Here is a 25081-nt window from a genome sequence, read left to right on the forward strand (position 1 = left end):
CAACTATCCCTTTTCTGTATAAAAAAGGCATCCTTCCCGAGACGGATTTGATCCTAGACCTTAGGAATAAATACGAGCAGATGATGCTTGTCAAACTAGTCCGCATAAATCGAACAAGTCCCTCATAGACATGTACTAATCAAGTAGGGGTTCTGCATCAAGCACAGCCCTGAAGTGAAAACAGTGCTAAAGGGGATGATGTCATGCGCCGAATATCATGGATGCTTGCCATGGTATTGGTCTTATCGGTCTTGCTTGCCGCTTGCGGGAAGAAGGATGCGGCAGCCGTGGTCAAAGATCTGAACGAAGTCGTAGGAGAGATGGAAAGTTACCAGGGAGCAGGCGTGATGACGCTGCACACTGGGGATACGCCGCAGCAGTACAAGGTCGAGGTATGGCATCAGAAGCCTTCCTATTATCGAATTGCGTTAACCAATGCCAAGAAGGATATAACTCAGATCGTATTACGTAATGATGAGGGTGTGTTTGTACTCACGCCAAGCCAGAACAAAAGCTTCCGATTCCAAAGCAATTGGCCAGATAATCAAGGGCAGGTTTACTTGTACGAAACGTTGATTCGCAGCATTACGGGAGATTCGACTCGTCAGTTTGTAGATGAGAAGGATAGCTACGTGTTCGATGTTGCTGCCAATTACAATACACATGCATTGGTTAGACAAAAAATCTGGCTGAATAAGGCAGATTACGCGCCTAAACAGGTGGAGGTATCCGATTCCAATGCCAATGTTGTGGTCGATGTGAAATTCGATAACTTCAAATTCGGTGCTGAATTTGGTAAGGATGCGTTTGATATGCAGCGCAATATGACCGCAGCTACAGAAGGGAACATTGGAGAAGGTGCTCCTGCAAATCAGGCGAAAGAGGAAGATAGTGCTACAAATCCTCAATCTACAGAGGGGCAACAGCCGGCATCTGATTCAAGTGGTGAAGTAAGCGACGGTCAGACTGGCATTAGCGGAAGTGATGAGCAAGAGGGGGCTCAAGACCCGGCAAGCACAGAGCAGGGTACAGAAGAGCCGACGATGACAGTGCCAGAGGATAGCGAAGGTTTTGGTGTGATCGAACCAACGTATGTCCCTGAAGGTGTCAAACTGAAAGACGATCAAATTGTTGAAGAATCAGGTAACTATTCAGTACTGCTGCGCTACGAAGGGATGTATAACTATACGATCTTTGAAGCTAGACCACAGGACAGAGCTGTATCGCTTGCTCCATCCCGTGTTGTGGATCTCGGATTCACTTGGGGCATGATGAGTGGAGACGCACTGCAAACTTTAACGTGGATGTACGATGGGATCGAGTACCGGATTACAAGTGCAGATCTACCAGAGAATGAAATGAAACAAATTGCACTATCCATGCAGGAGCAGTCCGGGAAATAATATGATAGCGAACTTTTTGAACAACCTTTTGAAGTGCGTGTTCAAAAAGGTCGGTTTTCAGTACCGAGAAGATGGGATGAAGATAGAAATGGAGTAGCAGAGCGTAGGGAAACCTACGTGAGCAACGGACATTTCGGCTGAATTCCATCTTCGACGCTGAAATGCCGTGAGGCATTCTTCGTAAACAAAAGCGGACTTTTTGAACAACCCCTTAAAAGGTATAGTTGTCATAACAGAAGGAATGCTAAGAAGCATCGGAGACTTGTTCTCCGGTGCTTTTGTGTTGTTCACGCTTACTACTGCAATCGCATAGAATGGCGATACACGTCAGATCAATAATTCAAAAGACGCTTCTACGCACGAGGAACCGGGTAAGTAATACGGTATAGGCGGACATATTCTATCGTGAAATGAGAATATTCTCATACAATGTTCAGTCTATCTGCCGTTTTCTTCCTTAATTCCGGGCTACGTTATGACAAGGTCATTACATTTGAATGAGGCATATATTCAACTCATTTGACAGTCACATGCTTGAGCATTACGATGGAGTCTGATGCGTGAGCCGGATTAAGACGATTAGAGAAGGTGACAGAACGTGCAAGAACAATATCGGCCGACCCAAGCGGAAATTAACTTGGATCATCTGTGTGACAACGTAGAAGCTTTCCGTGAGGCATTGCCGAAAGGGATGAAGCTCCTTGCTTGTGTTAAGGCCAACGCTTATGGACATGGAGCTGTAGAGACAGCGAGAGGACTTGAACAATATGGGGTCGATTATTTGAGTGTTGCTTTTCTAGATGAAGCGCTCGAATTGCGTCAACATGGGATCAAGCTTCCGATTCTCGTGTTAGGTTATACACCGCCGGAAGGTGTTGCTGTAGCCTGGGAACATGATATTACAATTACCTTGTACAGCCGGGAAGTGCTGGATGCGATTCGAAACCTGAATGCAGGCACGTCCCTCGGAAAATTGAAGGTGCATATTAAAATTGATAGTGGTATGGGGCGGCTAGGCTTGCTGCCTGGTAAGGATGCAGTAGCCTTCGTACAAGAAGTAGCTTCGCTGGATCAGGTAATGCTCGAAGGCATGTTCACTCACTTTGCGAAGGCAGATGAAGTAGACAAGACCTATACACTGGAGCAGTATCGACGGTTTCAAAGCGTTGTGGAAACGCTGAGGGATCAGGGATGTGTCATCCCGATTATACATACGGCAAACAGTGCCGCCGCCATTGATACACCGAATCTGTCTTACGACATGGTTCGTGTGGGAATCAGTCTGTACGGATTGTATCCGTCTGCTGAGGTGAATCATCAGGTGGTGAAGCTGTCCCCGGTATTGACACTGAAGACGAAAGCGGTTCTGGTCAAAACGCTACCACCCCACTGGGGCATCAGCTACGGAACACGCTATGTTACACAGGAAAATGAACGAATTGCGACCCTGCCTATTGGCTATGCAGATGGATTCTCAAGAATGCTGACAGGCAAAGCACAAGTGCTTGTACGTGGACGCCGTGTTCCCGTTGTCGGTACGATCTGCATGGATCAGTGTATGGTGTCGCTACAATCTTTCGCTGAAGAAGCGGAAGAAATTCAAGTCGGCGAAGAGGTTGTCCTCATCGGCCACCAGTCTGGCGAATGTATAACCGTAGACGAAGTGGCAGCCCAGCTAGGTACGATTCCATATGAAGTGATCTGTATGATGGCACACCGTATTCCGCGGATCTATCTGCGGGATGGCATAGAAGTTGCCAAGGTTAATCCACTTTTGACCTTCTAAACAGGTTAACTGGACGCTATTCCCAATAAACTTTTTTTCAGAACAGAAGGAAAACTGTCGGAGCATCTCGAATTATGTATGACGATAAGGATTTATAATCCTGGAAAAGAGATGTTTGGTCTGTACGAATATTGTTCCCCGTGTTTATAATGGAGTACAGCATACTTGATATACGCGGGGCATATATATTCCTTTGTATAAAAGTTCTGGAAAAACGTAATACTGGTTCACAATGGCGAAAGGTTTGTGGGGGTGGAAGAAAGGTGGCCAACTTGCAGAACACCAAGCGAATCATGATCAGTCTGCCTGATCATCTTTTGCAGGAAGTGGATGGCATCGTAGCGCTGGAGAACTCCAACCGCAGCGAATTGATTAGGCAGGCCATGAAGCTGTATCTGACGGAACGGAAGAAGCGGTATATCCGTGAGTCTATGCAGCGTGGGTACATGGAGATGGCGAAGATTAACCTAACCATGGCATCCGAGGCCTTTCACGCGGAGGAAGATGCGGACAGCACTCTGGACCGCTTAGTTAGCGGGGTGTAGACATTGATCGTAAAACGCGGTGACGTTTTTTTTGCGGATCTTTCTCCCGTTGTCGGTTCCGAGCAAGGTGGAGTCAGACCGGTGCTGGTCATCCAGAATGACATCGGTAATCGATTCAGTCCAACTTGTATTGTGGCGGCGATTACCGCCCAGATCCAAAAGGCAAAGTTGCCGACGCATGTAGAGATTGATGCGGCGGCACATGGCTTTGACCGGGATTCGGTTATTTTGCTCGAACAAATACGGACGATTGACAAGCAAAGGTTGACTGACAAGATTACTCATTTGGACGAGGAAACCATGAAATTGGTTAACGAGGCCTTACAGATCAGTCTGGGCTTGATCGATTTTTAAGGGTGAAGCAGTTGGTTGAGACTGCCCGCCCGCCGTTGACAACGGGAAGTGCCTTAGGTCATCTTGGGCATAACCAATTCAAGTGTATGTTCCAAAGGTATCTTTGGAGCAGCCTTGGTATAGTGCATGTTCAAAAAGGAAGGTATTCAGTACCTTTTAAGGCAGTAATTCACAGGAGCGTACAGCAGCCAATCGGCAGCGGTACGCTCTTTTGAATAAAGCTGGATGAAAGCGTAGAACATTGTCCATCTTTTCGCTATAATGAAACCTGAGAAACCGTTTACCAAAAAGACAGATATAGAGGTGGAGGAGACATATGAGCATTTATATCAATCAGGAGAAACTTCAATTCCATTTACAAACCCGCAATGCAAGTTATGTATTTCAAGTATTGCCTTCAGGGTATTTGGTGCATTTGTACTACGGCAAAAAATTACGCGATACCGATCTGAGCTGGTTGCATGTTCGGACAGAACGCGCATCGTTCAGCCCTAACCCGGTGCCTGAGGATCGGACAATCTCATTCGATACATTGCCAGTGGAACTGCCAGTGTATGGAACGAGCGATTTCCGTAACCCGGCTATCCAACTCCAATTGGAGAACGGCTCAACAATCTCAGAGTTTACCTACACAGGTCATCGCTTGGAGAAGGGTAAACCTTCGCTTGAAGGACTACCAGCAACATATGTAGAAGCTGCGGATGAAGCAGAGACATTGGTCATTGAATTGCAAGACCGTGTTGCTGGCATCAAGATCGAGCTTTCTTATACAGCCTTTACGGCATTTAATGCTATTACACGTTCGATGCGTGTAGTAAATGAGAGCGCTACCGCTGTGAATGTCTTGCGTGCGCTTAGTTCTTCAGTTGATTTCCCGCACGCGGATTATGAATTGCTGCAATTGTCGGGTGCTTGGACACGTGAGCGCGACATCGTTCGCAGACCACTTGCTTCCGGTTTGCAAGGTGTAGAGAGTCGTCGTGGTTCAAGTAGTCACCAGCAGAATCCGTTTATTGCCTTGATGACGCCAGGGACGGACGAAGATCAAGGTGAGGTATATGGATTCAGCCTCGTCTATAGCGGAAGCTTCACAGCACAAGCGGAAGTGGATCAATTCTTCACGACACGTGTGTCACTGGGTATCAACCCGTTCGACTTTAGCTGGAAGTTAGAGCCACAGGAAGCATTCCAGACGCCAGAGACGGTTATGGTGTACTCGGATGCAGGGCTTGATGGGATGTCTCAGTCCTACCATGAACTTTACCGTGAGCGCCTTGCCCGTGGTCAATTCCGGAACGCGGAGCGCCCTGTCCTTGTTAATAACTGGGAAGCAACATACTTTGGCTTCGATGCAGACAAGATCGAACAGATCGCACGTGCGGGACAGAAGCTTGGTATCGAGCTGTTTGTACTGGATGATGGTTGGTTTGGGCACCGGGATAGCGATAATTCCTCCCTGGGTGACTGGATCGTAGATAAGAATAAATTACCACAAGGTCTGGATGATCTCGCGAATCGAGTGACGGGTCTAGATATGCAGTTCGGACTGTGGTTCGAGCCTGAGATGATCTCACCTGATAGTGAGCTGTATCGTGCACACCCTGACTGGTGCCTGCATGTGCCTGATCGTCGCCGTACAGAAGGACGTCAGCAGCTGGTACTCGACTTCTCCCGTCAGGATGTGCGTGATGAGATAGTGCGCATGTTGAGTGACGTACTGGGCTCTGCACCGATCTCCTACGTGAAATGGGACATGAACCGGAATATGACAGAAGTAGGCTCTGCGTTGCTGCCAGCAGACAGACAGCGTGAGACGGCACACCGTTATATGCTGGGATTGTATGAGGTGATGGAGCGGATTACGAGCACATTCCCGCATATCCTGTTCGAAAGTTGTTCAGGTGGTGGCGGACGTTTCGATCCAGGTATGCTCTATTACATGCCGCAAACTTGGACAAGTGATAATACCGATGCGGTATCCCGTCTGCGTATTCAATATGGTACGAGCCTTGTGTATCCAGTAAGTTCGATGGGATCACACATCTCTGCTGTACCGAATCATCAGGTGAACCGGATTACGTCACTGGAGACGCGTGGACATGTAGCGATGTCAGGTAACTTTGGTTACGAGCTGGACTTGACTCGTTTCACTGAGGAAGAGAACGAGATTGTAAAAGCACAGGTTGAACTGTACAAAGAAATTCGGGGTACGATTCAATACGGAACATTCCGTCGCTTGCTCAGTCCGTTTGAAGGAAATGAAACAGCATGGATGTTCATCGCACCGGATGGCAGCGAAGCGGTTGTGTTCTATTTCCGTGTGTTGTCTGAGCCGAATGCGCCGTTGCAGCGCCTGAAGCTGAAAGGATTAGACCCTAACGCGGATTACCGTCTGAAGGGCAGTGAAGAGACACTCACTGGCGATGCTTTGATGTATGGCGGTATCGCAGTGGGTGCAGCGTCAGGAGACTACCTGAGCGAGATGTTCCGTTTCGAGCGAGTATAATTTCAGAAGCTATATCAAATGAACTAAAGCGTATTACACTTACCACTCCGATGACAGAATAACCTTCCGATCGCTGTTATCCCCAGATTTTTTTGATTTCCCTTCTCCTAAGGGAAAAATCCGGGGATAAAGGCGAATGCTTCGCTTCTTCACATTATTTCTGTCCTCTCCGTTCTCGTGTAATTTACGAAGTTCGTTTGATATAGCAAATCCAAAGTAATACTTCGCTTTTATAATTAGTATGAAGAAGACCGGGGTACGTCGAAATGACGTTTTCCGGTCTTTTTTGCCCGTACGCTGCATGCTAGTTGTCGTTTAAACTGGGGGATTGGAGAGTGGATAAACTTGTAAGCTCGCCTCATGCTGGAAATTTAAACGGGATTTTGTGATAATATAGGGAAGAAGAATCTGCACGCGTGTAGATTCCATACTGTGATTATTGCAGCGAAGCTGCCCTGGACGTTCTTCTAATGATCGATTCAGGAAGGAAAGAGGGATTTATTTGTCTGAACAGGAAACGGTTCTGGAACCTAATGAAGAAACGATAAAGGCTGAACGCCACGAGCGAATCATTAAGCAGGTAGCCAAGGAACTGGCGCTACCCCTGAAGCAGATCCGGACGACGTCCGAGCTTCTGGATGAAGGCAACACAATTCCGTTTATCGCTCGTTACCGTAAGGAAATGACTGGAGAGCTGGATGAGAACCAGCTACGAAATATTGAAGAACGCATCGTATACTTGCGTAACCTCGAAGACCGTAAAGTGGAAGTTATCCGTATTATAGACGAACAAGGCAAGCTGACCAACGAACTGAAGCAGTCCATCACTCAAGCTGTGAAGCTGCAAGAGGTCGAGGATCTGTATCGTCCGTATCGTCAAAAGCGTAAAACGCGCGCCAGCGTAGCCAAAGAGAAGGGTTTAGAGCCGCTCGCTACCTGGATCTGGAGCCAGCCTAAACAAGGAGATGCACTGGAAGAGGCGGCTCGTTATATCAGTGCTAAGCTTGGCGTAGATGACGCAGAGGCTGCGTTACAGGGAGCTAAGGACATACTGGCAGAGAACATTGCGGATGATGCTGCTATTCGTGCATGGATTCGCCGATACACATTAGATCATGGAATGCTGACTTCCGAAGCGAAGGATGCTGAGCAAGAGTCTGTGTATGAGAATTATTATGAGTATCGTGAGTTAGCGAAAAAGATGCCACCACACCGTATCTTGGCGATTAACCGTGGTGAGCGTGAAAATATTTTGAAAGTCGGTTTGGACGTGGTAGCAGATCCAGCTCACCGTCACATGGAAGGTCAGATTATTAAGGGCACCTCTGCTGTGCAGGACATTTTGCGTGCAGTCATTGAAGATGCTTATAAACGTCTCATCGCACCTTCCATTGAGCGTGAAGTTCGCGCAGAATTAACGGAAAAAGGGGAGACCCAGGCAATCTCCGTATTCTCAGCTAATCTTCGGAACCTGTTGCTCCAGCCACCGATTCATGGCAAACGTGTGCTTGGTGTCGACCCTGCCTATCGTACAGGTTGTAAGCTGGCAGTCGTTGATGATACGGGCAAGTTGCTGGAGGTTGCTGTAACTTATCCAACCCCACCACATAATAAGAAGCGTGAAGCAGCAGAAGTGTTCCACCGGATGATCAAACAGTATGATATCGGTCTGATTGTGATCGGGAATGGTACAGGATCTCGTGAAACCGAGCAGTTTGTAGCCGAGATCATTCAGGAGAATGGCGATGAAAGTCTTGTATATCTGATCGTTAACGAGGCTGGTGCAAGTGTGTATTCTGCATCCAAGCTGGCTCAAGATGAGTTCCCGGATCTGGACGTTGCTGAGCGTAGTGCGGCTTCCATTGCTCGTCGAGTACAAGATCCGCTGGCAGAACTGGTCAAAATTGATCCTAAAGCCATCGGTGTAGGTCAATACCAGCATGACGTTTCTCAGAAAGTTCTCGAAGAGAGCCTCAAAGCGGTTGTAGAATCTGCCGTTAACCATGTTGGTGTTGATGTGAACACGGCATCTCCTTCACTGTTGTCCTATGTGGCTGGGGTGAATGCAACCATTGCGAAAAATATTGTGAAATACCGGGAAGAGAATGGCCGCTTCACCAACCGTCGTCAGTTGCAGAAGGTACCTCGTCTCGGAGCAAAAACTTATGAGCAATGCGTTGGCTTTATGCGGATTGGTGAAGGGGAGAACCCACTGGATCGCACACCAATTCACCCAGAGTCCTACAAGGTTGTGGATCAGCTGTTCAAAGAGCTTCAGGTGGAATTGGACAAGCTGGGCAGCAAAGAACTGGCTGAACTGCTCTCTGAGCAAAAGGCTGATCAGTTGGCTGTAAAACTGGATGTCGGCGTGCCGACACTTCGCGACATTTTGGACAGCTTGCAGCGTCCGGGCCGAGATCCACGTGAGGAGATGCCATTGCCAATCTTCCGTACAGACGTATTGAAGATTGAGGATCTCGACGAAGGTATGGAACTACAGGGTACGGTTCGTAATGTTATTGATTTTGGTGCCTTTGTAGATATCGGTATCAAGAGTGATGGACTTGTCCACATCTCACAGCTCAGCAATGGTTATGTTAAACATCCGATGGATGTGGTTTCCGTCGGGGATAATGTAACGGTATGGGTTATGAATGTAGATACCAAAAAAGGCCGTGTAGGTCTAACGATGAAGAAACCAGCTTCGGCTAAGTAGTTTCCTCAAAGTGCATGTGGGACAAGTGTATGTAGTACAAAGTGCATGTTGAATAAGTACAGATGAAACGATCAAGTATCGATAAAGTACGTTTGGAAATGATAGAACAGCCTTCCCAAGTGACAATGTCATTAAGTTTATTTTATCTTAATGGCATTGCTCTTAGGGAAGGCTGTTTTTGGTCTGGTTGGATTGTCCTGTGGACTGATTAACATTCGAATGATAGATCACTGATAATATCAATGATAAGTTATATAGAGGAAGAGTATTTGATCGGACGGAGAAGGGTGGAGCGTTACAGCATCGTTCTTAGAGTTCGCTGTCCGCGCTGCGTACTGTACCACTTTTTGGTTTGTTACGATAAAAGAACCAACATTCATTAAGTAGCTTAATCTGGCGGCTGTCTTTTTTGTGGAATGCACGCATGAGCTGGTTGCAGAGCCATTGAGGCAAGGGTATCTCCTCCTCTTGCATAATTCATCTGTATGTTAGCATATGTGATAACAGCCTGGCCTGTGCAAATGAACCATTGACAATAGGAAATTCAGGTAGGGGTTAATCGAATTTAATCGAATATGGATAGCGTGCCGTTGTGGTCTAGAAGTACATAGCAAACAAAACGCACACCCATACATGGGCATGCGTTTTGTTTAAGCCGTGTTAACTTTTACTAACAAATTCAGTTAAATTATAGCGTTTCCATCTCTTCTTCATACCATTGTTCCAATTGAGCTTGAAGTGCGCGAATCTCAGTGAGTAAGGAAATTAACGGATAATGGCTCTCATGTAATTCGGCGAAACTACGTTCGAGTGCATTGATGTAGTCTAGACCTCCAACAATTGAGAGTTGTTCATCCAGCAGATCCAGTTGGTCACATTCGGCAATCGCTCGAGGTAGAACGGGTACGTTGGATGCGGTTAGTTTATCGATCTCTTTGTGTAGGCGCAGATTAAGGGCGCTGAGCTGATAAGCATAGTCGGCAGGCATTTCTACAAATTGTAATTGCTGTTCCAGTTGCAGGATGACGTAGCGCATTGTAGGCATAACTAGTATTAATCTCCCCTCATACATTCTACTTGACAGTGTAGCCTAGGAAACGGTTAGAATTCAAGTATTATAAGAGGTTGTTCAAAAAGTCCGCTTTTGATTGCGAAGGATGCCTAAAGGGCATCTCAGCGTCGAATATGGGATTCAGCCGAAATGTCCGTTGCTCACGTAGTTTTGCCTACGCTCCGCTACTCCATTTCTAGCTTTATCCCATCTTCTTGGCACTGAAAATCGAACTTTTTGAACTTCAATTGTAAGAGGTTGTTCAAAAAGTCCGCTTTTGATTGCGAAGGATGCCTTGATGCATCTCAGCATCGAATATGGGATTCAGCCGAAATGTCCGTTGCTCACGTAGGTTTGCCTACGCTCCGCTACTCCATTTCTAGCTTTATCCCATCTTCTTGGCACTGAAAACCGCCCTTTTTGAACACGCATTATGCGGGAAAATCAATCGTGCAATCGGTGTGAAAGGAGAGGGATCGATGGAGAATGAAGAACTACAACAATGGATTGAACAGGTATCCTTGGATCATTTCGGGGTTCCGTTCACCCATGAAGCGTTGTTTAACCGGCGGCTAACGACTACTGGTGGACGATATATGCTGAAGAGTCATCGGATTGAGATCAATCCACATCAGCTTGAAGTGCATGGACGAGAAGAAGTCGAGAAGATTATTAAACATGAGCTGTGCCATTATCATCTGCATATTCGTGGACGTGGTTATCAGCATCGTGATCCTGAATTCAAGGCCTTATTACAAAAGGTTGGCGGTTCTCGCTTCTGCCAGTCCCTTCCCGGTAGCAAAGGTCGGAAGCCGCTGCCCTATCGCTATAAACTGGTGTGTAAGAGCTGTGGTACCGAATATTTGCGTAAACGTAAAGTAGATCCCAAGCGTTACCGCTGTGGGCGATGTGCGGGTAAATTGAAGATGGTAGATTTATAAGACAAGCCCTTTATTAGAATGGAAATTAGTCTTGTTGACTTGGCCCTTTAATCATGATAAATTAAATCTATTCAAGATTAATATTCCCTGATAGCTCAGTTGGTAGAGCACTCGACTGTTAATCGAGTTGTCACAGGTTCGAGCCCTGTTCGGGGAGCCATTCTTGGAGAGATACCCAAGTGGCTATAAGGGGACCCTCTGCTAAGGGGTTAGGCTGCGTAAGCGGTGCGAGGGTTCGAATCCCTCTCTCTCCGTATTGATTAAACTTCTCTGCAAAGGGATGAGAACCCTAAAGGTTCGTCGGAGCATAAGCTTCGTTAGCGGTACTTCGCAGTCTCGAATGAAGTGAGAGTATGCCTCTCTCTCCGTTCTGAATAAAACATGTAAATCCCCACCAGATTGAGCGATAACTGCTCCATCTGGTGGGGATTTTTTGTTGTTTTGATATGCTCCATTTACCATGATTTTGACTGATCCTGCCGTTTAGAACAACCTCTATAGGGAAATGTTGAGTGCTTCGTATAGCCCTGTCTTACCTTTCTCTGTTAATTCAACGGAGCGGCTCCCCGTAATTTGCCTCGTCCAGTCTAACTGCGATAATCGGCGGTTCAATTGCTCGCCGAGCAAGCCGGAAAGGTGGTGGCGCCGTTCGCTCCAATCCAGACATTTACGAGCCAGCGCACGGCGTGATCCTGGTTTGACCTGAAGCTCAATTCCAAACGAGGCAAACCAGTCGAATCCTTTCACTGTAATCGTATAGTCTTTGTTTTCCTCATCCTCCGGTTCAATAAGGTACTCCTCGCGCAGCAAAGCCTCACACAACGAGATTCCCAGTTTCCCGGCCAAATGACCATAACAAGTTCTGGCGAAGCTCAGATGCCGCAGTTGATCCGATTGTTTGAGTGAACGCACTTGTACAGGAGGCGCAATGTTGGCCATGGACTCGATCAAAAAAGCAATCTCTTGATTGGCCAAACGGTAATAACGATGTCTGCCTTGTTTCTCAACGACCAATAACCCGCCCTCAACTAATTTGTTCAGATGATTACTTGCAGTCTGGGGAGTGATTTTAGCGATATAAGCAAGTTCACCCGCAGGTAAAGCTCGTCCATCCAGCAATGCTTCTAGGAAAATGGCACGACTTGGGTCAGCAATCAATGATGCAATAATGGTTATATTCGGATATGTACTCATACTTCGATGATACTTGAACTATAGGCGTATTACAATCGATCAGAGGTGAATGCTCCGGACTATGCAAGGAGGAGCTGAATAAACCAATGAGAGCAGGAGAGGGAGAACGGAATGAAGAAGGAACAAGAGATAGAGCGAAACTACGCACCGAAGCGGGAACATCCACAGCCGCATGGAGAACAAGAACGAAGCTCCAACAACGACTCATATCCACAACATACAGGAGATACGCATGGTACGGAAACGATACAACCAAGTATCTTATACTATGGTACCCCAGTGCTGATGCTTAGCACACTTAATGAGGACGGTTCGACTAATTTATCACCGTTATCGTCCTCTTGGGCATTAGGGGATTGTCTCGTGCTTGGTATTGGAATTCAAGGGAAGGCATATGAGAACTTGATTCGACACCCGGAGTGTGTCATTAATCTGCCGGATGCTTCGATGTGGAAGCAGGTTGAGGTGATAGGGAAATTAACAGGTGTAACTCCAGTACCTGAGGCCAAGCAACAGATGGGTTATACATTTTGCCAGGATAAATTTAGCATTTCAGAACTTACACCCCAGAATTCTATCGAGGTTATGCCGCAGAGAATTGCAGAATGCCCGATCCAGATTGAAGCTTCTGTCCAGCACATTCGTATTCCGGAGCATACACCGTATATGGCTATTGTTGAAGTGAAGGCGATGAAAGTGCATGCTCATGCCAAGATCATCTCAGGCACAAACAAGATTAACCCAGAGGCGTGGCGACCACTCATCTACAATTTCCGGCATTATTACGGGCTGGGAGCGAAGTGTGGAGAGAACTTCCGGGCGGAGAAGGTGTAGTGAGAAAGGGGGTTAATATCATAACCTCAAATGTTGAGCAAAAGTAAACAAGCACAGACTCTTATCAAGAGACTGTGCTTGAGCTTATGTTTTCAATAAGAATCATATCGCATTCTTTCGTCAGGGTTAGTGAACTAACTAACACTGCCTGTGGAGCAATAAATGTTATACATAGAATTGTCTGTTTATCTATTACAGATTACCTTCAATAACACTTGCTGGTGAGTTAATTGGTTTACCTTCAAGTACCGAATGAATGGCATGAGCTACGCCGTGCTCTACATTGGTCAATGTTATAGCTTTAGCTAATGCTTTAATTTCGGGTTCTGCGTTGCCCATTGCAATTCCTAGCCCGGCCATCTGCAACATGGATACGTCATTGAAGTTGTCCCCGATCGAGACGGTATCTTCCATAGCAATGTTCAAATGAGCTGCAAGCTTAGACAAGGCATTACCTTTGGATACATCGGGATGCTGCATTTCGAAGTTGTGTTCAGATGATACAACCATCGCGACATCCGAACGTGCTGCGAAGTATTGTCTACCTTCACGTAATTGATCCGGATTCATGGAGAAGGCCATAATGTTGTAAATGTGTGCTTCTGCGGGAATTTCCTGATGTGAGCTTACGCGGTGATAATCTTTTTTGTCATAGTGCTTCTTAACAGCTCGGATGAGGCGTGCAACGTCCTCGCTAGGGCTTGCACCTAGAATGCGATCCATCTCGGCAAGCATCGCGTTATGGCTGTTGATTGGAGCATAGATTCCCTGTTGCGTGGAGGCTTCATAATAGCAATCGTGATCCTCTAGCCACTGCATGACAGAGGCGGCTGTTTCACGCTCCAATGGGAGATGGAAGAGACGTTGTCCATTCTCATCATGGATCGTTGCGCCATTTGAACCGATAACCGGTGTTTTGATTCCTCCTTCTAGAGAAATATTAACAACATCGGAATACACACGGCCTGTCGCAATCGTCACCCGTAGTCCTTCTTGCTGTGCACGGTGAATTGCAGCTGCGTTCTCAGGGCTAATCTGGCTGTCTCTGTTCAATAACGTTCCGTCTAAATCTGTAGCAAATAATTTCATATACTTACAACTCCTTATCTTCTGTAGGTTCAGGAATGAGAATCTCGACTTGTTGTTCGGCTAGAAAAGTACGCCATTCCGGCGATGGCCATTGATTCGTAATTAAAATGTCTACCAGTGACCAATCCGCAAAGCGATAGCCATAACGTTTGTTAAACTTAGAATGATCGGCGAGTACAATAACCTGTTTGGCCGCTTGCATCATACGGTATTTAATCTTGCCTTCTTCTTCGGAGGCGCTGAAGCCATCCATGGTAAGACCACCAATGCCAATAAAGGATTTGTCTACATAATAATGAGAGAGGGTTTCGATCACAGGAGCGCCATAAACATAGCGTTGCTCTTTATCGACCTTACCACCAAGTAAACGAATTTCGACGGAGGCATGATTGGAGAGAAGGTCAGCTGAATGCATGGAGTTCGTAATGACAGTGCAGGATTTACCGTTGAGGTTCTCAGCACAGGCTTGCACTGTAGTTGAAGCATCCAGGATGATATGCTCACCTTGACGAACGATAGCTGCGGCAAGTTTGCCAATGGCTCTTTTTTCCTCTGAGACATAGAGTAGACGGTCTTTGTAGGATCTGAATTCTTGCGGAGGAGAGGGGAGAATCGCGCCGCCACGCGTCCGGATAATGCTATCCTGCTCTTCAAGCTTAATGAGATCTCTACGAGCGGTGTCCCGGGATACGTCAAAGAGTGAACCGATCTCCTCGACAGAGATGCGATTGTGTTTACGTAAGTGTTCTATAATAAGCTGCATTCGTTCTTCTTGGAACAAACGTGCCGCCTCCTTATACAGGGATGACCATGTTGTATATCTATATGTCTAATTATAAGTAGTTATAATGTTATTTGCAATATTATAAGTGAATATCAGTTTTTATAAGTAATTTGACGTATCTTTTACATATACAACAGATTCTAATGACGAATCTCTGAAAGGCTTCCATGTGTTATTCTTTGTTGTTATCCCTTTCCGATACAACATCTGCACAAAAATAAGGAAGAATACGTGCTGAAAATTTCTTTCAAAAAAGTGTTGCACTATTTCGAATGATCGTGGTATACTCATTCTTGTCGCCAAGAAAGACAACTTGTTATTGAGGCCCGTTGGTCAAGGGGTTAAGACACCTCCCTTTCACGGAGGTAACAGGGGTTCGAATCCCCTACGGGTCATATCTTCACCACCTTCATTAATGAAGGAAACCTCGCAAGTCATTGTTCTATGCAAGAGATGATCATGGCACATCAGGTGAAGTTACAGCAAGAGCCATTAGCTCAGTTGGTAGAGCACCTGACTTTTAATCAGGGTGTCGAAGGTTCGAGCCCTTCATGGCTCACCATTTTTACAATTGAATATGCGGTCGTGGTGGAATGGCAGACACGCTATCTTGAGGGGGTAGTGGGCGTACGCCCGTGGAGGTTCGAGTCCTCTCGACCGCATCACAGTATCACAAAATAGACTCTCATGGTTTTATCCATGGGGGTCTATTTTTGTATAAAAGCCGCATGAGGATGTAAACATCGGATTAGTGGCTGAGGATTCATGGAGGTTGTGGTATAATTATGTATATTGTGTTGTCCGTGATTCATTAGGATAAGAAGATTATTATCGTTGGAAGGCGGTCCTGTATGCAGTCAATATATGAGCGAATTGAACACCTGATTGCTGAACGAGGAATGACGAAGAAGGCTTTCTGTCAACAACTGAAGATTAGTACAGGTAATTTGGGTGATTGGAAACGTGGGAAATCCACGCCGAGTACGAATAAGCTGATTGAGATCGCTTCGTTTTTTGATGTGAGCCTGGACTGGCTCATGATTGGTCGTCCGTCGAAGGAAGCGATGGTACGAGAAAAACGAGAGGATTATTTTTTTGACGTGTTGCGGCAATTGAATTGCCAAGAAAGTGAGTTATCGACTGAAGAGCAGTCTTTTATTAGTGAATATATTGAGTTTACTCGTTACCGTAAATCGAAGGAGAGTCGAAACGCACAGGATTTCCGTTATGAGAAAGAACGCAAGACGGAAGATGATGAATCATTATAGTTTGAGTAATTATGAGAAACTCTTGAATACCCTGATGTTAAGTGGGTACTCAAGGGTTTTTGTTGTTTCTCATAAGAAACTGCAGATCATATGTTCATTTGCGGAATGTCAAAGCTCCGCTGCCAAGTAATTGGGGGCGAAGTGTGTTCCAGATGTGCAGGCATTGTTCTTGCAGCTCCCAGGCTGCGGTGCCGAGGATGCGGACGCCAATCCCACCGGTGGCAAGTAGGCTTGCTCCAGCCAGCATACGTCCATCTGGAGGAAGGACTGAACGTATGAGCTCTAATTGTGTTGCGCCGAGATTGGGGGCGATCATCCACAATGCTGCGGTATGGGTGTAGTGAAGTAAGGCGGCGGATTGTCTGGGATCGTTGGATTTGGGTTCTAAACCTAATCGATCCCAGACTGCAAGCTGTTGCCCCTGCCATATTTCCGTTAAGCTACGATAATGATTGAATTGAAAAGCTTCTCCCCGGTGAATACGGCCGGCTGACCAAATATCCGCATAGGCTAGTATGCAATGTTCCTCTAGTTTAAAGGTTGAATGGAGTGAAGAGGAGCTGCCTTTGAAAGGGATAACGCATTCGGGAAAATACTCCAGCACCGCTCCTTGCTCCAACCTGAAGTGATGATGGATGGAAGAGGGGAGAGATGGTGTTGGGTGGAGGCGAGTAGCTGATGTGCTGCTTAGCATCACATGAGTATCCTTACCTAGCTGCCAGTTGGAATGATAATGATCCCCGTTCAGGACACCTGGCGAGACATCAGAGGTATATACACAAAGTCCGTCTCCGTCGCCAGGTGTGCGAAAGGAACGGCTGAATCGAAGAGGGGCGCTGTAATATCTGTCTGTCATGACGGTGCGCCCGTCTTGAAGGGTGAATGTGGCGTGTAGCTCGCTGCGACGCATCTTGGCACCTTCAACATGAATGTCCGATTCAATTGTACCCTCTGATGCTGAAGCTCTAGAATTAATGGGTGTGGGTGGAACCATGGCCATGTGTATGTGGATGCGCAGCGCCATCGTCATCCATATATTGATGTTCAAGCCAATGAACAATCTCGGAGACACCTTCGCCACTCATCAGATTGGACATGACGTAAGGGCGACCTTCGCGTACTCGCTCGGTATCTTCCTGCATGACCTGTAAGCTGGCGCCGACATAAGGGGCGAGATCAGTCTTGTTGATGAGTAGCAGATCGGAACGTGTGATACCAGGGCCTCCTTTGCGGGGGAGTTTCTCCCCTTGAGCAACGTCGATAATGTAAATGAAAACATCGGCTAGTTCCGGGCTGAATGCCGCTGATAGATTATCCCCGCCACTTTCGATAAAGATGAGTTGCAGATCAGGGAAACGTTCGATTAACTCGTCAACTGCTTCGAAATTCATAGAAGCATCCTCGCGAATGGCGGTATGAGGACATCCGCCGGTTTCAACACCGATGATACGTTCAGGTGCAAGTGCGTTTTGGCGCAGTAAAATTTCAGCGTCCTCTTTGGTGTAAATATCGTTCGTAATTACTGCGAGGCTGTAACGAGTACGTAGTGCCTTGGATAACTTTTCTACTAATGCGGTTTTGCCCGAACCTACGGGGCCACCGATTCCTATTCTCATCGGACGACTCCGGTCAAACGTTTTGCGTTCCCATTCTGGGTGATGTGTATGATCTGCTCCTCCGCACATAACAATTCCTCCTTTGTTTTTCTTACAATAATGAAAGTTTTTGAATGCTTTTAAATCAGGACATAAACAGACGTGCGGGTAAACTTTCATGCCGCATTGCGTAGATTTCTTGCGCGATCCCGAAGCTGTGCATGTCATCTGGATCGTCTTCGCGGACTTGATTCCATTCCTGTTCAATGACGTCTAATAGCTTATGAATAAGCATCTGAGCTTCGGTCTGTCCGATGGGCAGAAGGCGCAGTGCGCTGTTCACATAGGCGTTGACGGAAGTGTAGAGATGTCCGATGACGGCTTCGTCCAATCCGATATCCAGCCGATGATTGATATAACCGTGAACGGTTGTGATGCCGCAAAAGGCACCATGCTCATGGATGGCGATGTCCATAAGGGAAAAGTCCATCCATGGATAGAGCGAACGTGCTAATTTCAGTAGTCGCTTACCCATTTTATGCCCGCTTTCCCTGAGTTCGCGTGGTGTGCGCTGGGCATGAACCTGTTTATCATATAAGGCGAGAAGGGATGCGTTCTCCTCGTCTATTGCCTGGTAGACACCCTTGATCGCAAGTCCGTCGAGGCGTACAAGACTGGCATGGAGCTGGCTGCGAATGAATGCTTCCAGTTCGGCCGTTGTCCTCACGGTTCCATCATGAGTGTAGGCTTCCAAGCCGAATGAATGTGAGAATCCACCGATAGGTAGAGCGGAGTCCAAAAGTTGCACGTAACGAAGTAGCTTCGTGCCGCTGTGCATCATGGGATACCTCACCCCTTTATCAAAACATGAAGTAACGCTGAGCCATGGGTAATTCATCTGCGGGTTCGCACGTAAGGAGTATACCGTCGGCACGAACCTCATACGTTTCGGGATCCACTTCAATGGTCGGGGTCACATCATTGTGAATCATGTCCTTTTTGCTCACTGTGCGGCAGCCTTTCACAGGTTCAACGCGCTTATGAAGTCCAAGCTGTTCTTTGATGCCGGCATCTGCCGCGGCTTGGGAAACGAAGGTGATGGAGCCTTTGGGCAATGCGCTGCCAAAAGCGCCGAACATCGGTCTGCCAAACACAGGTTGGGGTGTTGGGATCGAAGCATTGGGATCACCCATCTGGGCGAAAGTGATCATACCTCCCTTGATGACCATCTCGGGTTTGACGCCAAAATAGGCGGGATTCCAAAGTGTTAGATCGGCGAGTTTACCAACCTCAACGGAGCCGACGAGATGGCTAATTCCGTGGGCGATAGCTGGATTAATCGTATATTTGGCGATATACCGCTTGATACGATCGTTATCGGCTCTTGCATCGGGATTAGTGTCCAGTTTGCCGCGCTGCTTCTTCATTTTGTCTGCCGTTTGCCATGTTCGTATGATGACTTCACCGACACGTCCCATAGCCTGGGAGTCGGAACTGATGATGCTGAATACACCAAGATCATGCAAGATATCTTCGGCAGCAATGGTCTCGGGTCGAATCCGAGAATCTGCAAAAGCAACATCCTCAGGGATGGAAGGGTCTAAATGGTGGCAGACCATCAGCATATCCAAATGCTCTTCTACCGTATTTCGTGTGTAAGGTCTGGTGGGGTTAGTGGAAGAAGGGATAACGTAGGACTCGCTGGCTGCTCGAATAATGTCTGGTGCGTGCCCGCCGCCTGCGCCTTCTGTGTGGTAGGTGTGTATGGTGCGACCGTTAATGGCTGCGAGTGTATTTTCCAGAAATCCGGTTTCGTTTAATGTATCGGTATGAATGGCTACCTGAACATCATGCTCGTCAGCAGCAGTCAGACAGGCATCGATAGCACTTGGGGTTGTGCCCCAATCTTCATGGAGCTTGAGGCCGATTACACCTGCTTCGATCTGTTCTACTAAAGGGGCTGTGGTGGAGCTATTCCCTTTGCCGAGGAAACCGATATTCATAGGGAAGGCTTCCACTGATTCCAGCATGCGATGGATGTGCCAAGCTCCTGGTGTGCAGGTCGTTGCTTTTGTTCCAGTGGCCGGTCCTGTGCCGCCGCCAATCATTGTGGTAACTCCGGAAGATAATGCCGTCTGAATCTGTTGTGGGCAGATAAAATGGATATGGGTATCGATTCCACCTGCGGTTAAGATCATTCCTTCGCCAGCAATGATCTCCGTGGAAGCGCCGATAACAAGTGAAGGATCAACTCCGTCCATCGTGTCGGGGTTACCGGATTTTCCTATAGCGCAGATGAGTCCATCGCGGATGCCAATATCGGCTTTTACAATTCCCCAATGATCGATGATGATGGCGTTGGTGATTACAGTATCGGGGGTGCCGTCACTGCGAAGGGCAGATGTGGACTGACCCATGCCATCACGAATGACTTTGCCGCCGCCGAACTTGCTCTCTTCACCGTAGACGGCATAATCATGTTCAATCTCGGCCCAAAGATCGGTGTCTGCTAGTCGGACGGCATCCCCGGTTGTGGGTCCGAACATGGAGGCGTATTGCTCACGGGTCATTGATTTCATGGGGAGTCACTCCCATTCTGCTTGAGTGGTGCAAAAGTTTTCAGGAAGGTGTCTAGCTTCTGGGTGTCGGGAGGGGTATCTATAGCGCCTTCGGTTAAACGGTTGAAACCATGAATTTGTCGTTTGCCGCCAAAGGTTGTAAGCTCAATAGGTTTCTCTTCGCCAGGCTCAAACCGAACAGCGGTGCCTGCGGGGATGTGTAGACGATGTCCGTAAACGGTTGTGCGATCAAAGTCCAATGCGGCGTTAACCTCATAGAAATGCACGTGGGAACCAACTTGTACGGGGCGATCCCCACGGTTCAAGACAAGTAATCGCACTGTTGGGCGATCGGGATGACAGATGATGTCGTCCTGCTTCAAACGATATTCACCAGGGATCATGGCGTTCTCCTGCCTTTCTTAGCGTATGGGCTCGTGTACGGTGACGAGCTTTGTGCCATCGGGAAAAGTAGCTTCTACCTGTACCTCGGGAATCATATCAGGTACACCTTCCATACAGTCCTCGCGTTTCAAAATGGTACCTCCATATCGCATCAATTCTGCAACACTCATGCCATCACGCGCGCGCTCCATGAGTTCAGAGGTCAATAAGGCGATAGCTTCGGGAACATTCAACTTAAGTCCTCGACCTTTACGCTCTCGGGCGAGGTTAGCGGCTACGGTAATCAGGAGTTTTTCTTTTTCCTGCTCAGTCCAGTGCAACGTAATCCGACCTTTCCCTTATGAAGTCTTGATCTCCTATATAAGTGAATAAAATCATGTTCATCTTATATAATTGTTATGTTAAATATACTCACACAGGGTAGGTTCGTTGTCAATGTAATTTGAATAATATTGGTATTTTCTATGAGCGGAAATTCATAAATGTGTTATGTATAGTAACATTGGGAGTTTGGTGTTTTCTTTTGATACAACTTTAACAGTCGATTGGATTCTAACCCAGAATTCCGGAATATTGTGGGTACACCCTACGGATGCAGTCTGGGCAAATGTCATGGGTGAACTCGGCATGGGTGTGCTTTTTGAGATAACTCTCGACGGAATTCCATGTATCCTGTTCGTCCTTAATTTGTTTACATACAGCACATATGGGAAGGAGTCCGCGTAGTGTGCGTACCTCGGATAATGCTTGTTGAAGTTGTTGCTCGGCCTGTTTCTGTTCTGTGACATCGGTGTGGGCGATTAGGGCTAGTTCGGAGGTGCAAGGTGAGTCTGTTGTGGGTAAGGGAGTGAGTTCTAAGCGGAACCACCTCTGTTTCAAGTTGGGCAGGTGGATCGTGATGTCGTATGTATGGTTACTGTCAAAAGGTGTACGAATGTTTTTGAGTCGCTGGATCGTCTTATTGCTCTGATGATCTCGATCAGGTGATGTCCATGCTTCTAATAAGTTGAGATAAGGGAGCGTGCCGGATGCGGAATAATAATACGCTGGTAAGTGCGTGTAGTCATGCAATTGGCCAAGTCCTTGTCGCCAAGCGTTGTTGCAGCTACGAATAGTCCAATGGTGATCTACAATAATGAGCTGGTGGCGCATATATTGATAAGATAACTTCTCTAGATCGGTTGTTAAGTAACTCATTGTGTGAAACCCTCCTTGTGGTCAGTTGGCGCATAAGACATGGTGCTCTGCTAGCGGAGATCGTCTGGAATTTGTAAAATATCTGCGACCTGATTGCGGAATCGGGTAGCCTTGCGTGTGCCGTGAATTAGATTCGATAGACGGTATGGCGGAATGTCGTGTTGTTCGCAAAATGTTTTCTGATCCATCTGGAGTTCGGTTAAACGGCGTTTGATAGCCCATCCGAATGGGGTCACGGGTTTCTTTTTGTTCAAAAGGGTTCACCCCTAGGTTATAAGTAGTATTCAGTCGCTCCTTTTTCGGGTAAAATGTAGGGAGATGCGAGCTGTATATTACATTATATACGTTATTGCGTCATGTAACAATTAAAAAAGACGGAAATAAGTGTATTTTATGATTTAAAATGACGTAAATTCGCAAATTCCTCCATAAATGAATCGCAAAAAACACGCCAACAAAGGAGTTGCGGCGTGTTTTTGTTCAATTAGAGGTGTGCGTTGCGGATGGTGCGTGGATGCGTAAGTGAGTTGTTATGCTTTGAACGCGTGTAACCCAGCTCCAAGCATGTGGCAGCTTGGGAATAGAGACTTCATTGACGTCGTTGTTGCTTGAGTTGGTTCATCCGCAGCGGAGGCGCTAACGGTGTTCCATTCATGCTCCAGGTCTGCGGTCAGGTGAACCAGCAGTTCCTGTATGTTTTGACGATCGAGGGGGAGGGCTTTCGAGGCTTCAATTATGCATGCGTTTGAGGCTGAGTGGAGATAACCGAGTACCGCCTCCTCGACGGGGATATCAAGGTGGTGGTTAATCCAGGCGTGAACAGTGGATAGGCATCCAACTGAATTATAGGTGGACAGCGTGTGTTCTAGTTTTCTGAAGTCGATCCAGGGATGGAGAGCTTGAGCAAGCTTGATTAACCGTTTGCCCATAGCGGAGGAATGTTCCCTGAGATCTGGAGGGGTTCGCTGGACGTGAACCAGTTTGTCAATAAGAGCTGTTCGCCATGTATCCTTCTGATCTGCTGCGCTGTAGATTCCCTTAATCGCCATTCCTTCAAGGCGGACAATGCTTGGATGCAATTGACAACGCATGAACGATTCCAGGTCTGCTACGTCACGGATTGATCCTTCTGCTATAAGTGCATCCATGCCGAATGAATGAGTGAACCCTCCGACTTGAATAGAGGAATCAAGCAGTTTGACATAATCGAGCAGCTTATTCCCACGGTTCACAATCTTTCGCCTCCTACGTTCGTTAAATGTTAATATATATAACATTTTATTGCGTTTAGATGCTGTTTATGAGTTTGAATCCGAATTATATGATATATATAATCACATTATTATTCGCTTTTTGTCAATTAAATCTTGTTATTTTTATTTAAATTTCTTTATTATGTTAATTATAATAACATAATTAGTTATGTGTTGAAGTGCGTAATGATATTCTTGTTTATTGGAAGGGAAGTAGGTCGAATTCAAGGATATGCAACTGCTGTGGGAATATGACGATTCATGCAGTTAGAGGTGGACTATCGTGTGAAATAACTGAAATTAAAAAGTGCTTTACTTTTATAATGAAACCCTGTATAATCAATTTTGTTGCCGATAATTTACGACATGCGGTCGTGGTGGAATGGCAGACACGCTATCTTGAGGGGGTAGTGGGCGTATGCCCGTGGAGGTTCGAGTCCTCTCGACCGCATCATAATGCAAGATAAGAAGAAGCTTCCGAACATGGAGGCTTCTTTTTTTGTTTCTAACGTTTTATTTTATTCTAACTTCATTAAGCCTGAACAATGTTGTTCAGTTTTCAAAGATCAAACTTGAAGCAGACGTAAAATTTCGCCATCGATGACCTTTTCACTAATTCGCATAAAACCTAACGATTCGTACAATTTTCCGGCAATCGTAATTCGAAATCGCTAACATATTTAGATTCCGCAATCCAATAAACGACAGGTGCAGGAAATAGAGCAAGCTGTTCTGGCTTAACTTTAAGCTGAGTACATGCATACCAATTCTCAATAGTCACAGGTTGTAAATCGATAAGTGCGTTTTTCATACCACATCACTCCTCTCAACAGAACACTCTAATGTCTATCATAAGTTCTTATGTCAAAATAAGCTCTTGAGTGCAAAAAAAAGCCACCAACTGGAAAATTCCTGCTTAGCGCTGGGGTCTCCGGTTAGGTGGCAGTTGGTTGTTCAATTTATTTCAATAATTTCTCGATGTCAGCTTCAATCTGATCAGGGGTGGTTTTGGGTGCGTAACGCTTCACGACACGTCCTTCCTGATCCACGAGGAATTTAGTGAAATTCCATTTGATTGCTTTGGAGCCGAGTAGGCCTGGAGCTTCTTTGGTGAGATGTTGGAATAGGGGGTGAGCGTTTGACCCGTTGACATCGATCTTCTCGAACATAGGAAAGCTTACACCATAGTTCATTTGGCAGAACTCAGCAATATCATCGGATGAACCCTTTTCCTGTGCAAACTGATTGCTCGGGAATCCGAGGACTTCAAAATTGCGGTCTTTGAATTTATTGTACAGCTCTTGCAGTCCTTCGAATTGTGGTGTCAATCCACACTTACTAGCAGTATTCACAATAAGCAGCACTTTGTTCCGGTATTGAGACATTTCTTGTTCTTGGCCTCGAAGGGTATTAACTTTGTATTCATAAACGGTCATGAAAATCGCCTCCAGTATCAAAATAAATGATTCCTTTTTCGTATATACCTATTATATTGGTTACAATTAAATAATGCAAAACTAATATTGGATAATTATAGTTCTGGTGCATTTAGGAGCTTGAATCGCTCTCCATAGGGCCGAATAGGTAGGTGATTTCTGTGAT

General features: G+C 46.4%; 25 protein-coding genes and 6 tRNA genes. 15 read left to right on the top strand and 16 right to left on the bottom strand.

Annotated elements, in window-relative coordinates; translation table 11 throughout:
• The first annotated feature begins 203 nt into the window (after positions 1 to 203).
• The 6 genes from M3636_RS11025 to M3636_RS11050 all read left to right on the top strand — a co-directional run bounded on the left by M3636_RS11025 (position 204) and on the right by M3636_RS11050 (position 9310).
• Positions 204 to 1403 carry an outer membrane lipoprotein-sorting protein gene (locus M3636_RS11025; RefSeq protein WP_251382561.1) on the top strand — a complete coding sequence of 400 codons (1200 nt, stop codon included), beginning with the start codon at positions 204 to 206 and terminating at the stop codon, positions 1401 to 1403.
• Between the two features lie 598 nt (positions 1404 to 2001).
• Complete coding sequence (gene alr, locus M3636_RS11030; protein ID WP_128100758.1) at positions 2002 to 3189, top strand: alanine racemase; 1188 nt, start codon at positions 2002 to 2004, stop codon at positions 3187 to 3189.
• A gap of 263 nt (positions 3190 to 3452) precedes the next feature.
• Complete coding sequence (locus M3636_RS11035; RefSeq protein ID WP_056699650.1) at positions 3453 to 3734, top strand: CopG family ribbon-helix-helix protein; 282 nt, start codon at positions 3453 to 3455, stop codon at positions 3732 to 3734.
• Between the two features lie 3 nt (positions 3735 to 3737).
• The gene (locus M3636_RS11040) at positions 3738 to 4088 is read left to right on the top strand and encodes a type II toxin-antitoxin system PemK/MazF family toxin (protein WP_024630714.1); all 351 of its coding nucleotides are present in this window, start codon (positions 3738 to 3740) and stop codon (positions 4086 to 4088) included.
• Between the two features lie 316 nt (positions 4089 to 4404).
• The gene (locus M3636_RS11045; protein ID WP_251382562.1) at positions 4405 to 6594 is read left to right on the top strand and encodes an alpha-galactosidase; all 2190 of its coding nucleotides are present in this window, start codon (positions 4405 to 4407) and stop codon (positions 6592 to 6594) included.
• Positions 6595 to 7096: 502 nt separating this feature from the next.
• On the top strand, positions 7097 to 9310 hold the full coding sequence (locus M3636_RS11050; protein ID WP_285858810.1) for a Tex family protein: 2214 nt from the start codon (positions 7097 to 7099) through the stop codon (positions 9308 to 9310).
• A 309-nt stretch (positions 9311 to 9619) separates the two neighbouring features.
• Here M3636_RS11050 and cmpA read toward each other — a convergent pair whose 3' ends face one another.
• Both cmpA and M3636_RS11060 read right to left on the bottom strand, forming a co-directional pair.
• The gene (cmpA, locus tag M3636_RS11055; protein ID WP_128100760.1) at positions 9620 to 9763 is read right to left on the bottom strand and encodes a cortex morphogenetic protein CmpA; all 144 of its coding nucleotides are present in this window, start codon (positions 9761 to 9763) and stop codon (positions 9620 to 9622) included.
• Between the two features lie 235 nt (positions 9764 to 9998).
• A complete protein-coding gene (locus tag M3636_RS11060; RefSeq protein WP_251382563.1) occupies positions 9999 to 10355 on the bottom strand; it encodes a hydrolase/acyltransferase in 357 nt (118 codons plus the stop codon).
• A 485-nt stretch (positions 10356 to 10840) separates the two neighbouring features.
• Here M3636_RS11060 and M3636_RS11065 point away from each other — a divergent pair, with 485 nt between their 5' ends.
• The 3 genes from M3636_RS11065 to M3636_RS11075 all read left to right on the top strand — a co-directional run bounded on the left by M3636_RS11065 (position 10841) and on the right by M3636_RS11075 (position 11556).
• Complete coding sequence (locus M3636_RS11065) at positions 10841 to 11302, top strand: SprT family protein (protein ID WP_251382564.1); 462 nt, start codon at positions 10841 to 10843, stop codon at positions 11300 to 11302.
• Positions 11303 to 11386: 84 nt separating this feature from the next.
• Positions 11387 to 11462: transfer RNA gene (locus M3636_RS11070), tRNA-Asn, on the top strand.
• A gap of 5 nt (positions 11463 to 11467) precedes the next feature.
• A tRNA-Ser gene (locus M3636_RS11075) sits at positions 11468 to 11556 on the top strand.
• 241 nt (positions 11557 to 11797) lie between these two features.
• Here the strand turns inward: M3636_RS11075 and M3636_RS11080 are convergent.
• A complete protein-coding gene (locus tag M3636_RS11080) occupies positions 11798 to 12496 on the bottom strand; it encodes an ArsR/SmtB family transcription factor (RefSeq protein WP_251382565.1) in 699 nt (232 codons plus the stop codon).
• A 111-nt stretch (positions 12497 to 12607) separates the two neighbouring features.
• Here M3636_RS11080 and M3636_RS11085 point away from each other — a divergent pair, with 111 nt between their 5' ends.
• On the top strand, positions 12608 to 13330 hold the full coding sequence (locus M3636_RS11085) for a flavin reductase family protein (RefSeq protein WP_285858813.1): 723 nt from the start codon (positions 12608 to 12610) through the stop codon (positions 13328 to 13330).
• A 192-nt stretch (positions 13331 to 13522) separates the two neighbouring features.
• Here M3636_RS11085 and M3636_RS11090 read toward each other — a convergent pair whose 3' ends face one another.
• Entirely contained in the window at positions 13523 to 14419 is an 897-nt protein-coding gene (locus M3636_RS11090; RefSeq protein WP_251382566.1) for a Cof-type HAD-IIB family hydrolase, read from the bottom strand.
• A gap of 4 nt (positions 14420 to 14423) precedes the next feature.
• Entirely contained in the window at positions 14424 to 15200 is a 777-nt protein-coding gene (locus M3636_RS11095) for a DeoR/GlpR family DNA-binding transcription regulator (RefSeq protein ID WP_251382567.1), read from the bottom strand.
• A gap of 326 nt (positions 15201 to 15526) precedes the next feature.
• Here M3636_RS11095 and M3636_RS11100 point away from each other — a divergent pair.
• The 4 genes from M3636_RS11100 to M3636_RS11115 all read left to right on the top strand — a co-directional run bounded on the left by M3636_RS11100 (position 15527) and on the right by M3636_RS11115 (position 16471).
• Positions 15527 to 15598: transfer RNA gene (locus M3636_RS11100), tRNA-Glu, on the top strand.
• Between the two features lie 91 nt (positions 15599 to 15689).
• Positions 15690 to 15765: transfer RNA gene (locus M3636_RS11105), tRNA-Lys, on the top strand.
• Between the two features lie 17 nt (positions 15766 to 15782).
• Positions 15783 to 15865 (top strand) — tRNA-Leu (locus tag M3636_RS11110).
• Positions 15866 to 16054: 189 nt separating this feature from the next.
• A complete protein-coding gene (locus M3636_RS11115; RefSeq protein ID WP_251382568.1) occupies positions 16055 to 16471 on the top strand; it encodes a helix-turn-helix domain-containing protein in 417 nt (138 codons plus the stop codon).
• Between the two features lie 94 nt (positions 16472 to 16565).
• On the opposite strand, the gene M3636_RS11120 is transcribed toward M3636_RS11115, so the two are convergent.
• The 9 genes from M3636_RS11120 to M3636_RS11160 all read right to left on the bottom strand — a co-directional run bounded on the left by M3636_RS11120 (position 16566) and on the right by M3636_RS11160 (position 23458).
• A complete protein-coding gene (locus M3636_RS11120) occupies positions 16566 to 17543 on the bottom strand; it encodes an urease accessory protein UreD (protein ID WP_251382569.1) in 978 nt (325 codons plus the stop codon).
• Complete coding sequence (gene ureG, locus M3636_RS11125; RefSeq protein ID WP_128100767.1) at positions 17443 to 18156, bottom strand: urease accessory protein UreG; 714 nt, start codon at positions 18154 to 18156, stop codon at positions 17443 to 17445. The genes M3636_RS11120 and ureG overlap by 101 nt, the downstream gene beginning before the upstream one ends.
• A 55-nt stretch (positions 18157 to 18211) precedes the next feature.
• Positions 18212 to 18907 carry an urease accessory protein UreF gene (locus M3636_RS11130; protein ID WP_251382570.1) on the bottom strand — a complete coding sequence of 232 codons (696 nt, stop codon included), beginning with the start codon at positions 18905 to 18907 and terminating at the stop codon, positions 18212 to 18214.
• Between the two features lie 19 nt (positions 18908 to 18926).
• On the bottom strand, positions 18927 to 20645 hold the full coding sequence (gene ureC / locus M3636_RS11135) for an urease subunit alpha (RefSeq protein WP_251382571.1): 1719 nt from the start codon (positions 20643 to 20645) through the stop codon (positions 18927 to 18929).
• On the bottom strand, positions 20642 to 21028 hold the full coding sequence (locus M3636_RS11140; RefSeq protein WP_251382572.1) for an urease subunit beta: 387 nt from the start codon (positions 21026 to 21028) through the stop codon (positions 20642 to 20644). Before M3636_RS11140 ends, ureC begins: the two co-directional genes overlap by 4 nt.
• Positions 21029 to 21046: 18 nt before the next feature.
• Positions 21047 to 21349: an urease subunit gamma gene (locus tag M3636_RS11145; RefSeq protein ID WP_128100770.1), complete on the bottom strand. Its 303-nt coding sequence runs from the start codon at positions 21347 to 21349 to the stop codon at positions 21047 to 21049.
• Positions 21350 to 21581: 232 nt separating this feature from the next.
• Positions 21582 to 22226 carry a hypothetical protein gene (locus M3636_RS11150; protein ID WP_251382573.1) on the bottom strand — a complete coding sequence of 215 codons (645 nt, stop codon included), beginning with the start codon at positions 22224 to 22226 and terminating at the stop codon, positions 21582 to 21584.
• 50 nt (positions 22227 to 22276) lie between these two features.
• Entirely contained in the window at positions 22277 to 22480 is a 204-nt protein-coding gene (locus M3636_RS11155) for a hypothetical protein (RefSeq protein WP_056699605.1), read from the bottom strand.
• Positions 22481 to 22756: 276 nt separating this feature from the next.
• Positions 22757 to 23458 (bottom strand): urease accessory protein UreF, encoded by a 702-nt coding sequence (locus M3636_RS11160; RefSeq protein ID WP_251382574.1) that lies wholly within the window; start codon positions 23456 to 23458, stop codon positions 22757 to 22759.
• Positions 23459 to 23847: 389 nt separating this feature from the next.
• Between M3636_RS11160 and M3636_RS11165 the strand changes: the two genes are divergently transcribed.
• Positions 23848 to 23930, top strand: a tRNA-Leu gene (locus M3636_RS11165).
• A gap of 177 nt (positions 23931 to 24107) precedes the next feature.
• Here M3636_RS11165 and M3636_RS11170 read toward each other — a convergent pair.
• Positions 24108 to 24290 carry a hypothetical protein gene (locus M3636_RS11170; RefSeq protein ID WP_251382575.1) on the bottom strand — a complete coding sequence of 61 codons (183 nt, stop codon included), beginning with the start codon at positions 24288 to 24290 and terminating at the stop codon, positions 24108 to 24110.
• A 148-nt stretch (positions 24291 to 24438) separates the two neighbouring features.
• Positions 24439 to 24915, bottom strand: coding sequence for a glutathione peroxidase (locus M3636_RS11175; protein ID WP_251382576.1), 477 nt, complete (start codon positions 24913 to 24915; stop codon positions 24439 to 24441).
• Positions 24916 to 25081 lie beyond the last annotated feature (166 nt).

It is taken from the genome of Paenibacillus sp. MER 99-2 (assembly GCF_023714095.1).
Lineage (GTDB): Bacteria > Bacillota > Bacilli > Paenibacillales > Paenibacillaceae > Paenibacillus.